10 protein-coding genes are annotated in these 13,191 nt (G+C 61.9%); all 10 read left to right on the plus strand.

All coding sequences use genetic code 11. The annotated features are described in order from the left end of the window. Positions 1–3 precede the first annotated feature (3 nt). The 10 genes from murD (at position 4) to secA (ending at position 13,131) form a co-directional block, all read left to right on the plus strand. The gene (murD, locus tag AB5Y94_RS17245; protein WP_368206218.1) at positions 4–1,287 is read left to right on the plus strand and encodes a UDP-N-acetylmuramoyl-L-alanine--D-glutamate ligase; all 1,284 of its coding nucleotides are present in this window, start codon (positions 4–6) and stop codon (positions 1,285–1,287) included. After that, positions 1,284–2,465 carry a cell division protein FtsW gene (ftsW, locus tag AB5Y94_RS17250; RefSeq protein ID WP_010635948.1) on the plus strand — a complete coding sequence of 394 codons (1,182 nt, stop codon included), beginning with the start codon at positions 1,284–1,286 and terminating at the stop codon, positions 2,463–2,465. The genes murD and ftsW overlap by 4 nt, the downstream gene beginning before the upstream one ends. Continuing rightward, positions 2,465–3,544: an undecaprenyldiphospho-muramoylpentapeptide beta-N-acetylglucosaminyltransferase gene (gene murG, locus AB5Y94_RS17255; protein ID WP_279485216.1), complete on the plus strand. Its 1,080-nt coding sequence runs from the start codon at positions 2,465–2,467 to the stop codon at positions 3,542–3,544. The genes ftsW and murG overlap by 1 nt, the downstream gene beginning before the upstream one ends. A gap of 2 nt (positions 3,545–3,546) precedes the next feature. After that, positions 3,547–5,001, plus strand: coding sequence for a UDP-N-acetylmuramate--L-alanine ligase (gene murC, locus AB5Y94_RS17260; RefSeq protein WP_099359803.1), 1,455 nt, complete (start codon positions 3,547–3,549; stop codon positions 4,999–5,001). A 97-nt stretch (positions 5,002–5,098) separates the two neighbouring features. After that, positions 5,099–5,851 carry a cell division protein FtsQ/DivIB gene (locus AB5Y94_RS17265; protein ID WP_005305694.1) on the plus strand — a complete coding sequence of 251 codons (753 nt, stop codon included), beginning with the start codon at positions 5,099–5,101 and terminating at the stop codon, positions 5,849–5,851. Further along, entirely contained in the window at positions 5,832–7,091 is a 1,260-nt protein-coding gene (ftsA, locus tag AB5Y94_RS17270; protein ID WP_005305690.1) for a cell division protein FtsA, read from the plus strand. The genes AB5Y94_RS17265 and ftsA overlap by 20 nt, the downstream gene beginning before the upstream one ends. A gap of 40 nt (positions 7,092–7,131) precedes the next feature. Then, on the plus strand, positions 7,132–8,283 hold the full coding sequence (ftsZ, locus tag AB5Y94_RS17275) for a cell division protein FtsZ (RefSeq protein ID WP_005305686.1): 1,152 nt from the start codon (positions 7,132–7,134) through the stop codon (positions 8,281–8,283). Positions 8,284–8,384: 101 nt separating this feature from the next. Next, a complete protein-coding gene (lpxC, locus tag AB5Y94_RS17280) occupies positions 8,385–9,308 on the plus strand; it encodes a UDP-3-O-acyl-N-acetylglucosamine deacetylase (protein ID WP_011707578.1) in 924 nt (307 codons plus the stop codon). A gap of 140 nt (positions 9,309–9,448) precedes the next feature. Continuing rightward, the gene (locus AB5Y94_RS17285) at positions 9,449–10,354 is read left to right on the plus strand and encodes a M23 family metallopeptidase (RefSeq protein ID WP_005305673.1); all 906 of its coding nucleotides are present in this window, start codon (positions 9,449–9,451) and stop codon (positions 10,352–10,354) included. 59 nt (positions 10,355–10,413) lie between these two features. Beyond that, entirely contained in the window at positions 10,414–13,131 is a 2,718-nt protein-coding gene (secA, locus tag AB5Y94_RS17290) for a preprotein translocase subunit SecA (RefSeq protein WP_010635954.1), read from the plus strand. Positions 13,132–13,191: the final 60 nt, after the last annotated feature.

Genomic DNA, 13,191 nt, shown 5'->3' on the forward strand with positions numbered 1-13,191 from the left:
GCCATGGTCATCATCATCGGACTCGGCAAAACCGGACTCTCCTGCGTCGACTACTTCCTCGGCCGTGGCGTCACGCCGCTGGTGATGGACACCCGCGCCAACCCGCCCGGCAAGGATCAGCTGCCACCCGAGGTGGAGCTCATTCACGGGCTGGATGGCGAGCTGCTCAAGCAGGCACACATGATAGTGGCGAGCCCGGGCATAGCGCTGGCCACCCCCGAACTGAAAGCCGCCGCCGAGTGCGGGGTGCAGATCGTCGGTGACATCGAACTGTTCGTGCGCGACACCGAAGTGCCGGTCATCGCCATCACCGGCTCCAACGGCAAGAGCACTGTCACTACCCTGGTGGGCGAGATGATCGCCGAAGCCGGCCTCAAGGTCGGGGTGGGTGGCAACATAGGCACGCCGGCGCTTGAGCTGCTCAAGCAGCCGATGGATCTCTGCGTGTTGGAGCTCTCCAGCTTCCAGCTGGAGACCACCCACAGCCTGCGCGCTGCCGCTTCCGTGGTATTGAACCTCAGTGAAGATCATATGGATCGCTATCAGGGCATGGCCGACTACCGCGCCGCCAAGATGGAGATCCATCAGCACTCCCAGCACATTCTGGTCAATCGTGACGATGCCCAGACCCTGCCCGACGTGGGTCAGGTGTGGCAGAGCTTCGGCCTCGATTGCAACGGTTACGGCCGCTGTGAATTGGAGGGGCGCCAGTGGCTGACCCTGCACGGCGAGCCGTTGCTGGCGGTGGACGAGATGAAGATCGTCGGTGCCCACAACCAGGCCAACGCCCTGGCCGCCATGGCCCTGTGCGATGCGGTGGGCATTCCGCGTGAGCCCCAGCTCGCCGTGCTGCGCCGCTTCGAGGGGTTGCCGCACCGCGCCCGCTTCGTGCGCGAGGTGAACGGGGTGCGCTGGGTCAACGACTCCAAGGCCACCAACGTGGGGGCGACCCTAGCCGCCGTGGCCGGGGTGCGTGAATCGGTGAAAGGCCGTCTGCTGCTGCTGGCCGGCGGCCAGGGCAAGGGCCAGGATTTCGGCCCGGTGCAAGCCCTGCTCGGCAGCCAGATCGATCACATGTACTGCTTCGGCCAGGATGCCGAGGTGCTGCTGGCACTGGGTGAGCAGACCGAGCGGGTTGCCGATCTCGATGCCGCGGTCGTCAAGGCGGCTGCCGATGCCAGGCCCGGCGACTGGGTGCTGCTGGCGCCCGCCTGCGCTAGCCTGGACCAGTTCAAGTCTTTCGAAGCGCGCGGTGATCGTTTCACCGAGCTGGTGATGGCCTTATGAACGCCCTGCGCACAGTAGCGGGCTTCCTGCAGCGCTGGCTGTTGCCGGCACGCCCTGCCGGTCTCTACGACCGGCAACTGGTGGTGCTGGCGCTGGCGCTGATGGCGGTGGGTCTGGTGATAGTTGCGTCCGCCTCCATCCCGGAGGGGATCGCCATCAACAACGATCCCTTCATGTTCGTGAAGCGCCATGGCCTGTTCTTGCTGATGGCGCTCGGGGTCTCCTGGTTCGTACTGCAGGTGCCCATGGCCCGCTGGCAACACTACAACGGCCCCATGCTGCTGCTGGCCATCGTCATGCTGGTGCTGGTGCTGCTGGTGGGGCGCAGCGTCAACGGCTCGGTGCGCTGGTTGCCGCTCGGCCCCTTCAACCTGCAGCCTGCCGAGTTTGGCAAGCTGGCACTGTTTGTCTATCTGGCCGGCTACCTGGTACGCCGCCAGAGCGAGGTGCGCGAGCGCTTCATCGGCTTCATGAAGCCGATGGCTGTGCTGTTCGTGGTGGCCATCCTGCTGCTGGCACAGCCTGACCTGGGTTCTGTGGTGGTGATGTTCGTGACGTCGCTGGGCATGCTGTTCCTGGCTGGCGCCCGCCTGGTGCAGTTCATCGGCCTCATCCTGGTGGGGGTGAGCGCGGTAGTGACCCTGATCATCGCCGAGCCCTACCGGATGCGGCGGGTCACCTCCTTCCTCGACCCCTGGGCCGATCCGTTCGGCAGCGGCTACCAGCTGACCCAGTCGCTGATGGCCTTCGGTCGTGGCAGCTGGTTTGGCGAGGGGCTGGGCAACTCCATCCAGAAGATGGAGTACCTGCCGGAGGCGCACACCGACTTCGTGTTTGCGATCTTGGGTGAAGAGCTGGGGTATGTGGGCGTGCTGGGCGCGCTCTTCCTCATCTTCGCGCTCTCGGTCAAGGCGCTCAAGCTGGGCCATCAGGCGCTGGTGGCGGAGCGGCTGTATGAAGGCTATCTGGCCATCGGCATCGGCATCTGGTTCAGCTTCCAGACCTTCGTCAACGTCGGCGCCGCCAGCGGCATGATGCCGACCAAGGGGCTGACCCTGCCGCTGGTCAGTTATGGTGGTTCGAGCCTCATCATCATGATGGTGGCGGTGAGCATGTTGATTCGTATCGATTTCGAGTTGCGTCAGGCCAGTGCCCAGGCGCGCGTGCGGGAGGTTTAGTGAGCAAGACGCTGTTGGTGATGGCAGGCGGTACCGGGGGCCACGTGTTCCCCGGTCTGGCCGTGGCCGATCGCCTCAAGGCCCAGGGCTGGACCATTCACTGGCTCGGCACCGCCGACCGGATGGAGGCGGAGCTGGTGCCTGCCCATGGTTATCCCATCTCCTTCATTGATATCCAGGGGGTGCGTGGCAATGGCATCAAGCGGCTGCTGGCGGCCCCCTATCGCATCGTCAAATCCGTGCTGCAGGCGCGCCGGGTGCTCAAGACCATTCGCCCCGACGTGGTGCTCGGCATGGGTGGCTTTGCCTCCGGTCCGGGTGGCGTGGCCGCCTGGCTGTCCGGCATCCCGTTGCTGCTCCATGAGCAGAATGCTGCGGCCGGCATGACCAACAAGCTGCTGGCTCGCCTCGCCAAGCGGGTGCTGATGGCCTTCCCGGGCGCCTTTGCGCCGAGTCGTCGCACCGCCGTGGTGGGCAACCCGGTGCGTCCCGAGGTGGTGGCTCTGCCGGATCCGCAACTGCGCAGCAGTGCAGAGCCGCTGCGGCTGCTGATCGTCGGTGGCAGCCTGGGGGCCCGGGTGCTCAACGAGCAGGTGCCGCCAGCGGTGGCGGCGGCCGGGGTACCCATCGAGGTGCGTCACCAGTGCGGCAAGGGCAATCGTGATGCAGTGGCCGAGGCCTACGCCAAGCAGGGCGTGGTGGCCGAGGTGAGTGAATTTATCAAGGACATGGCCGGTGCCTATGCCTGGGCAGACCTGGTGGTGTGCCGGGCCGGGGCGCTGACCGTCTCCGAAGTCGCCGCCGCCGGGGTTGCCGCCATCTTTGTGCCGCTGCCCCACGCGGTGGATGATCACCAGACCCGCAATGCCCTGACTCTGGTCGACGGCGGTGCGGCTGAATTCCTGCCCCAATCCGAGCTGACCACGGCCTCGCTGGCCGCGCGTCTCTCCTGGCTTGCCGGGCGCAGGGAAACCCTATTGAACATGGCCCAGGCCGCCCGTCGCGTCGCCATCATCGATGCCGCCGAGCGGGTCGCCGATGAGTGCAAACGCCTGGCGACCGGGCAGAGCGAGAGATGATTATGACCAAGGTTGAACTGGCAAAACTGCGTACCGTTATCCCTGAAATGCGCCGCGTGCGTCGCATTCACTTCATCGGCATCGGTGGGGCCGGGATGGGCGGTATCGCTGAAGTCCTTGCCAACGAAGGCTATCAGGTGACTGGCTCCGATCTGGCCCGCAATGCGGTGACCGAACGGCTCGAGTCCCTCGGTGCCCACATCTTCGTGGGCCACAGTGCCGAGCACGTGAACGAGGCGAGCGTGGTGGTGGTCTCTACCGCCATCAAGCAGGACAACCCCGAGCTGCTGGCTGCCCGCGAGCTGCGCATTCCTGTGGTGCGCCGCGCCGAGATGCTGGCCGAGCTGATGCGTTTCCGCCATGGCATCGCCATCGCCGGCACCCACGGCAAGACCACCACCACCAGTCTGGTGGCGAGCATCTATGCCGAAGCGGACCGGGATCCGACCTTCGTCATCGGTGGCCTGCTCAATAGCGCCGGCACCAATGCCCGCCTGGGCAGCAGCCGCTATCTGATTGCCGAAGCGGACGAGAGCGACGCCTCCTTCCTGCATCTACAGCCGATGGTTTCCATCGTGACCAACATTGAAGCGGATCACATGGACACCTATGGTGGCGACTTCTCCAAGCTGAAGGCCACCTTCATCGACTTTTTGCACAATCTGCCGTTCTACGGGCTGGCCGTGGTGTGCGTGGATGACCCGGTGATCCGCGGCATGCTGCCGGAGATCGCGCGTCCCACCCTCACCTATGGCCTGAGTGATGATGCCGACGTACAGGTGCTGGACTTCGTGCAGACCAGCAACCGCAGCCGTTTCCGGGTCCGTCGCAAGGATGCCGGCGAGCTGGAGGTGACCCTCAATCTGCCGGGCATCCACAACGCCCTCAATGCCGCCGCGGCGATTGCGGTCGCCACCGAGGACGGGATCGGCGATGATGCCATCATCCGGGCGCTGGCCAAGTTTGAAGGGGTGGGTCGCCGCTTCCAGCAATATGGCGAGTTCGAGACCGGCCGCGGCAAGGCCATGCTGGTGGACGACTACGGTCACCACCCGAGCGAGGTCAAGGTCACCATCAACGCCGCTCGCGCCGGCTGGCCCGAGAAGCGACTGGTGATGGTGTTCCAGCCGCACCGCTACACCCGTACCCGTGATCTCTATGAAGATTTCGCTGACGTGCTCTCCAAGGTGGACGTGCTGGTGATGCTGGAGGTCTATGCCGCCGGTGAAGAGCCTATTCCGGGTGCCGATGGCCGCGCCCTGTGCCGCTCCATCCGCTCCCGCGGCAGTCTGGAACCCATCTTTGTCGCGACGCCGGACGATGTGCCGGCGGTACTGGCCGGGCTGGTCGGCGAGGGCGATCTGGTGCTGACCCAGGGGGCAGGGAACGTCGGGGCGCTGGCACGGCGTCTCGGCGAGATGAAATTGAGCATCGAGAGCATGAAATCCGGCGCCTGAGGGCCCAATGAGTATTTTGACCGCCAAGCCGGGGCCTATATAATGGCGAACCGGCCTGCAAAGGGCCGGCATGGCGCGTTAAACGGGGATCGATCGGGTGGAGGCAAGGGCACAAGGGCGCACCAAGGGAGGCTTCATCGCCGGGGTGGGATTTTTCCTCCTGGTCATGTGGGGCCTCTACCAGACCGCGCTGGATGTTAAAGATTGGCTGACGGATGCCAATCGGTTGCCCATGAGCGAGCTGTTGCTGCAGGGGCAACACCAGTATTTGCAAACCGATGAACTGCGCAGCGCCGTGCTGGATGGCGCCGAACTGCGCAACTTCTTCGAGTTGGACGTGAACGAATTGCAGGCGCGGTTGAACGCCTTGCCTTGGGTGGCCCAGGTCTCGGTACGCAAGAAGTGGCCCAACAAGATCAAGGTCTACCTCACCGAACAGGCGGTAGCGGCACGCTGGAACGGCAACCGCTTCGTCAACACCAAGGGTGAGGTGTTCAGTGCGCCGGACAGGGTGAAGACCCCTCTGATGCAGCTGTCCGGGCCGGAAGATCAGGCCGTCAAGGTGCTGGAGGCCAGCCGTCAGTACGAGGCGCAGCTGGCGGCCAGAGGATACAAGCTGCTGGGGGTGAATCTGACCCCTCGCCATGCCTGGGAACTGACCCTGGATGGCAACATTCAGCTGTTTTTGGGGCGCTCGGATATCGCGCTTCGACTGCAGCGGTTTATCGATGCCTTTCCGGTCATCGAACCCCGTGAGCGGGTTGCTTACGTGGATCTTCGATACGACACCGGGATGGCAGTTGGCTGGAAGAAGAACGAAGAGAAAGTGAATGACCAAAACCGCAGATAGAAATCTGATTGTCGGACTGGATATCGGCACAACCAAGGTGGCGGTTCTGGTTGGCGAAGTGCTGCCAGACGGTGAGCTCAATGTCATCGGCATGGGCAGTCACGCCTCTCGTGGTATGGACAAGGGCGGGGTCAACGATCTCGATTCCGTGGTCAAGTCCCTGCGCCGTGCGGTGGAAGAGGCCGAGATGATGGCCGACTGCCAGATCAGCTCCGTCTATCTGGGGTTGTCCGGCAAGCACATCGACTGCCGCAACGAAACCGGCATGGTGCCCATCTCAGATGAAGAGGTGACCCAGGAAGACGTGGACAACGTCATCCACACCGCCAAGTCGGTTCGGTTGTCCGATGAGCTGCGGGTGCTGCACGTGCTGCCCCAGGAGTTCGCCATCGACTACCAGGAAGGGATCAAGAACCCGGTTGGTCTGTCCGGCGTGCGGATGGCCGCCAAGGTGCACCTGATCACTTGCCACAACGACATGGCTCGCAACATCGAGAAGTGCGTCGAGAAGGTGGGTCTGCGGGTGGATCAGTTGATCTTCTCCGCGCTGGCGTCCAGCTACGCCGTGCTGACCGAAGACGAGAAAGAGCTGGGTGTCTGCGTGGTGGACATCGGTGGCGGCACCATGGACATGTCGCTGTTTACAGGCGGTGCCCTGCGTCACACCAAGGTGATCCCGTACGCCGGCAGCACGGTGACCAGCGACATCGCCTACGCCTTCGGCACTCCGCCGCTGGATGCGGAGGCGATCAAGGTGCGCTACGGCTGCGCTCTGGGCCGGCTGGTCAGCAAGGAAGACAATATTGAAGTACCCAGTGTCGGCGGTCGTCCGGCGCGCAGCCTGCAGCGGCAGACACTGGCCGAAGTGATCGAGCCCCGTTACACCGAGTTGCTCTCCATGGTGAATGATGAGCTGGTGCGGGTACAAAGCGAATTGAAAGCGCAGGGGGTCAAGCATCAGCTTGCAGCCGGTGTGGTCTTGACCGGCGGCGCTGCCCAGATCGAAGGCATTGTGGAGTGCGCAGAGCAGATCTTCCAGAGCCAGGTCAGGGTAGGGGAGCCCATGAATATCCGGGGATTGAGTGATTACGTGCAGGCGCCTGTGTACTCGACCGCGGTCGGGTTGCTGCAGTATGGCCGCACCCATCAATCCACCGGCAGTAGCAAGGAATATGCCGCCAAGGCAAGCGTAGGTGGGCTGGTCAAACGGGTCAGCAACTGGTTGCGTGGCGAGTTCTAAAAGATTTTGCTGAGTCAGGCAAATAAAGCGGAGAGACAACATGTTTGAATTTATGGATAGCCACACTGACGAAGCCGTCATCAAAGTGATTGGTGTGGGTGGCGGCGGCGGCAACGCGGTCGAACACATGGTTCGTCAAAACATCGAAGGTGTCGAGTTCATTACCGTCAACACCGACGCCCAGGCGCTGCGCAACTCCAGCGCCAACACAACCCTGCAGATCGGCGGTGGCATCACCAAGGGTCTGGGTGCCGGGGCCAACCCGGAAGTGGGTCGTGACGCGGCCATGGAAGATCGGGAAGCGCTGCGCGAGCTGCTGACCGGCTCCGACATGGTGTTCATCGCCGCCGGCATGGGCGGTGGTACCGGTACCGGTGCTGCCCCGATCGTGGCCGAAGTGGCCCGCGAGATGGGTATCCTGACAGTTGCTGTCGTAACCAAGCCGTTCTCCTTCGAGGGGAAAAAACGGATGGGCTTTGCCGCTCACGGTATCGAAGAGCTGTCCAAGAACGTCGACTCCCTGATCACCATCCCCAACGACAAGTTGCTGAAGGTGCTGGGTCGTGGCATCTCCCTGCTGGACGCCTTCAAGGCGGCCAACGATGTGCTGCTGGGTGCGGTACAGGGCATTGCCGAGCTGATCACCCGTCCGGGTCTGATCAACGTCGACTTCGCGGACGTGCGTACCGTGATGCGCGAGATGGGTACCGCCATGATGGGTACCGGTTCCGCCTCCGGTGATGACCGTGCCGAAGAAGCGGCCGAGAAGGCCATCTCCAGCCCGCTGCTGGAAGACGTGGATCTGGCCGGCGCCCGCGGCATCCTGGTCAACATCACTGCCGGCATGGACATGACCATCGAAGAGTTCGAAACCGTGGGTAACGCGGTCAAGGCTTTCGCTTCCGAGAACGCCACCGTGGTGGTGGGTACCGTAATCGACCCGGAAATGCACGATGAACTGCGGGTGACCGTGGTTGCCACCGGTATCGGTGCCGAGCGCAAGCCCGACATCACCCTGGTGAAGAACAACATGGTGCAGGAACGTCCGGCCCGTCAGCCCCTGATCAGCGAAGCCCTGCAGTCTCGCGTGATGGAAGAGGCGCCGGCCAAGGTGGTGAACGCCGAGCCGCAAGCTCGTCGCGAACCGGATTATCTCGATATTCCTGCGTTCCTGCGCAAGCAAGCTGACTAAGCCTCTAATGACGCTGGTTTGTTTGTTGCTTAAGGAATGTGCTAAGATGGCCTGCCCACGACCATCTGGTCAGGAATTTGAGCTGTTAAGCGGATACGCCCATGATTAGACAAAGAACCTTGAAAACGAGTGTCCAGGCCACCGGTGTCGGCCTGCATTCGGGCCGGAAAGTCACAATGACGTTCCGTCCGGCGCCTGTTAACACAGGGATCGTTTACTTGCGTACCGATCTGAATCCTGTGGTAGAGCTGCCAGCCAATGCCGATCAGGTGCGTGATACCGTGCTTTGTACCGCTCTGGTGAACGAAGCCGGTGTCCGTGTCTCTACCATTGAGCACCTCTCTGCCGCACTGGCCGGGATGGGCATCGACAATCTCTATGTCGAGGTTGATGCGCCCGAGATCCCGGTGATGGACGGCAGTGCGCACCCCTTTATCTACCTGCTGCAAGAAGTCGGTATCCGTGAACAGAATGCGCCCAAGCAGTTTGTGCGGATCAAGCAGAGCATCCGGGTTGAAGACGGCGACAAGTGGGCGGAATTCCACCCCTATCGCAACGGCTTCAAAATGGATCTCGAGATCGACTTCCAGCATCCGGTATTTGAAGGTCGCAATCAGCGTTGCGTGCTGGACTTCTCCGGTGCCTCTTTCGTGAAAGAGATCAGCCGTGCCCGTACCTTCGGCTTCATGCGTGACATCGAGTACCTGCGTTCCCAGAACCTGGCGCTGGGCGGCAGCCTGGAAAACGCCGTGGTGCTGGATGACTACCGGGTACTGAACGAAGATGGTCTGCGCTACGAAGACGAATTCGTCAAACACAAGATGCTGGATGCGATTGGCGATCTGTACATGTGCAATCGCAGCATCATTGGCGAATTTCGTGCCTACAAGACCGGCCATGCCCTGAACAACAAACTGCTGCGTGCCTTGCTGGCCAAGCAGGAGGCCTGGGAACTGGTGACCTTCGAGGGTGAGGGCGACAAAGCGCCTATCGCTTACTACGATAACGGTCTGGTTCTGGCCTGATAGCCGTGCAACGGAACGTCGGTCCTCTCTCCGCACCGACGTTCCGTCATTTGTTTACTCCATTCTGTAATACCGATTATCTCCCGGTTTTATTTTCCGTGTCGGCCCATGGCCACACCTGACCGAGCAGACTGATTTCTATGAGCATTACCCTGATCCTCCACGGTAAGCAGCGACGCAGGTTGCACTTGCCCAAACAACGTCTGGCTTGGGTCGGCGGTATCCTCTTCACTGTATTGGCCCTGGGGGGCGGCTGGCTCTGGCAGAGCTGGCAGCAAAAGATGGACGCGCTGGAAGTGGCGCTGGCCATGGCCGAACAGCAAAAATCCACGCAAGGGGCTGACGAAGCCCGCGAACAGCTTGCCATGCTGGCCGCCCAGGTGGGCACCATGCAGGGGCAGCTGGGTCGACTCAATGCACTCGGAGAGCGGCTGACCGAAAAAGCCGACCTCGACCCCGAGGAGTTCAATTTCAAGGAGCTGCCCCCCATGGGCGGTCCCTCCTATGATGCGGATCTGGAAGTCAGCCTCAACGAGCTGCAGGACTCCATGAAGCATCTCAGCCAACAGCTCAGCAGTCGTGAAGAGCAGCTGTCGGTACTTGAATCTTTCATCATGAATCACCATATAACCGATGCCGGTTTCATCTCCGGGACACCGGTCAAGCAGGAGCGAGTTTGGGTCTCCTCTGGCTTCGGTGGCCGGGTCGATCCGTTCAATGGTCGTGCCAAGATGCACAAAGGGGTGGATTTCCGTGGCAAGCCCGGCACCCCCATCCTGGCAACGGGCCCAGGCGTTGTAAGCTGGGCGGGCCGTCATCCGGAATTTGGGAACATGGTGGAGATCAACCACGGCAATGGTCTGGTGACCCGTTATGCCCACAACTCCAAGTTGCTGGTCGAAGTGGGCACCCTGGTCGATGAGGGCCAGAAAATTGCCTTGATGGGACGCACCGGTCGCGCGACCGGGGTCCATTTGCATTACGAAGTATTGAAAGATGGTCGTCAGGTGGACCCCGCTCGTTTTCTCAATGCCAGACGGGGTTAGGTTTTTTTCTCCAGGTTCCAGTGACGGAACGCTTATATAACCAGAAATAGTTGGTACCCATGATTAGCACACTGCTTACCAAGATTATCGGCAGCCGGAACGACAGAACGCTCAAGGCTTTGCGTAAAATTGTAAAACAGATCAACGCGATGGAGCCGCAGTTCGAAGCTCTGTCCGATGCACAGCTGCAGGCCAAGACGGCCGAGTATCGTCAGCGTCTGGAGCAGGGTGAGACGCTGGAGCAGCTGCTGCCGGAGGCCTTTGCCACCGTGCGTGAAGCCTCCCGTCGGGTGTTCGGCATGCGTCATTTCGACGTGCAGCTGATCGGCGGCATGGTGCTGAACTCCAACCGCATCGCCGAAATGAAAACGGGTGAAGGTAAAACCCTCACCGCCACCCTGCCGGCCTACCTGAATGCCCTGAGCGGCCGCGGTGTGCACGTGGTGACGGTGAACGACTATCTGGCCAAGCGTGACGCCGAGGCGAACCGCCCGCTGTTTGCCTTCCTCGGCATGACGGTCGACTGCAACGTGCCTGGCATGGATGCGTCCCAGAAGCGCGACGCCTACGCTGCCGACATCACCTACGGTACCAACAACGAATTCGGTTTCGACTACCTGCGCGACAACATGGCGTTCTCGCCCGAGCAGCGCGTGCAGCGTCCGCTCAACTACGCGCTGGTGGATGAGGTGGACTCGGTGCTCATCGATGAAGCCCGTACCCCGCTCATCATCTCCGGCCCGGCCGAAGACAGCTCCGAGCTCTATATCCGCGTCAACAAGCTGATCCCGCTGCTGGTGAAGCAGGACAAAGAAGACTCTGAAGAGTACACCGGCGACGGCCACTACACGGTGGACGAGAAGAACCGTCAGGCGCTGCTGACCGAAAACGGCCAGATCTTCGTGGAAGAGCTGCTCAAGAAAGAGGGGCTGCTGGCCGAAGACGACTCCCTGTTCTCCGCCACCAACATCAGCCTGCTGCACCACGTCAACGCCGGCCTGCGTGCGCACACCCTGTTTGAACGCAACGTCGACTACATAGTCCAGAAGGACGAGATCGTCATCGTCGACGAGCACACCGGCCGTACCATGCCGGGTCGTCGCTGGTCCGACGGTCTGCACCAGGCGGTCGAGGCGAAGGAAGGGGTCAAGATCCAGAACGAGAACCAGACGCTGGCCTCCATCACCTTCCAGAACTACTTCCGTCTGTACGACAAGCTGGCGGGCATGACGGGTACTGCCGATACCGAAGCCTTTGAATTCCAGCAGATTTATGGCCTGGATACCGTGGTTATCCCGACCAACAAGCCGATGGTGCGCAAGGACATGGGCGATCTGGTCTACCTGACCGCCAACGAGAAGTATGCCGCCATCATCGAAGACATCCGTGGTTGCGTCGAACGCGGCCAGCCGGTGCTGGTCGGTACCGTCTCCATCGAGAACTCCGAGCTGCTCTCCGGCATCCTGACCAAGGAGAAGATCCCGCACAAGGTGTTGAACGCCAAGTTCCACGCCATGGAGGCGGAGATCGTTGCCCAGGCTGGCCAGACCGGTGCCGTCACCATCGCCACCAACATGGCCGGTCGTGGTACCGACATAGTGCTGGGTGGCAACTGGCAAGCGGAAATCGCCCAGCTGGAGAACCCGAGCGAGGAGCAGATCGCCGAGCTGAAGGCCGCCTGGCAGGTGCGTCACGATGCGGTGCTGGCCGCCGGTGGTCTGCACATTATCGGTACCGAGCGTCACGAGTCCCGTCGTATCGACAACCAGCTGCGCGGCCGTTCCGGTCGTCAGGGTGACCCGGGCTCCTCCCGCTTCTACCTCTCCATGGAAGATACCCTGATGCGGATCTTCGCCTCCGATCGCGTGACCGGCATGATGAAGAAGCTGGGCATGGAAGAGGGCGAAGCCATCGAGCACCCCTGGGTGACCAAGGCCATCGAGAACGCCCAGCGCAAGGTGGAAGGTCGCAACTTCGACATCCGCAAGAGCCTGCTGGAGTTTGACGACGTGGCCAACGACCAGCGCAAGGTGGTTTACGAGCAGCGCAACGAGCTGCTGGACACCAGCGACATCTCCGAGACCATCCACGTCATCCGTGACGACGTCTACGGCGCCATCATCGACGAGTACATCCCGCCCCAGTCTCTGGAAGAGATGTGGGACGTGCCGGGTCTGGAAGCCCGCCTGAAGTCTGATTTCGCCCTCGATCTGCCGCTGCAGCAGTGGCTGGCGGAAGACGACAAGCTGTATGAAGAGAAGCTGCGCGAGCGCATCCTGGATGAAGCCACCAAGCTCTATGCCCACAAGGAAGAGCTGGTTGGTAAAGAGGTGCTGCGCAACTTCGAGAAGGCGGTCATGCTGCAGACCCTGGACGGCCTGTGGAAAGAGCATCTGGCGGCCATGGATCACCTGCGTCAGGGCATCCATCTGCGCGGTTACGCCCAGAAGAACCCCAAGCAGGAGTACAAGCGCGAATCCTTCGATCTGTTCACCCAGATGCTGGAGACCCTCAAACGCGACGTGGTCAGCATCCTGAGCCGGGTACAGGTACAGGAGCGCGACGTGGAGGCGATGGAAGAGCAGCAGCGCCAGCAGGCCGAGGCCGCTCCCCGTACCTACACCCACGCGACGGCCGACAACCAGCTGGCCGATGAAGAGCAGGCCGAAGCGGGCCCGGTCACCTTCGTGCGGGACGAGCAGAAGGTGGGGCGCAACGATCCCTGCCCTTGTGGCTCCGGCAAGAAATACAAGCACTGCCACGGTCAGTTGACCTGATAGCGCCATGAGCATGATGCACCGCCTCCGGGCGGTGCATTCATTTCTGGCAAGGGAGGA

It is taken from the genome of Aeromonas sp. s5 (assembly GCF_040907865.1).
In the GTDB taxonomy this organism is placed as follows: Bacteria; Pseudomonadota; Gammaproteobacteria; order Enterobacterales; family Aeromonadaceae; genus Aeromonas; species Aeromonas dhakensis.

Excerpts from the sequence above, each read along its gene's own strand:
- murD (WP_368206218.1), top strand. The coding sequence starts at position 4 with ATGGTCATCATCATCGGACTCGGCAAAACCGGACTCTCCTGCGTCGAC.
- ftsW (WP_010635948.1), top strand. The coding sequence starts at position 1,284 with ATGAACGCCCTGCGCACAGTAGCGGGCTTCCTGCAGCGCTGGCTGTTG.
- murC (WP_099359803.1), top strand. The coding sequence starts at position 3,547 with ATGACCAAGGTTGAACTGGCAAAACTGCGTACCGTTATCCCTGAAATG.
- ftsA (WP_005305690.1), top strand. The coding sequence starts at position 5,832 with ATGACCAAAACCGCAGATAGAAATCTGATTGTCGGACTGGATATCGGC.
- ftsZ (WP_005305686.1), top strand. The coding sequence starts at position 7,132 with ATGTTTGAATTTATGGATAGCCACACTGACGAAGCCGTCATCAAAGTG.
- lpxC (WP_011707578.1), top strand. The coding sequence starts at position 8,385 with ATGATTAGACAAAGAACCTTGAAAACGAGTGTCCAGGCCACCGGTGTC.
- AB5Y94_RS17285 (WP_005305673.1), top strand. The coding sequence starts at position 9,449 with ATGAGCATTACCCTGATCCTCCACGGTAAGCAGCGACGCAGGTTGCAC.
- secA (WP_010635954.1), top strand. The coding sequence starts at position 10,414 with ATGATTAGCACACTGCTTACCAAGATTATCGGCAGCCGGAACGACAGA.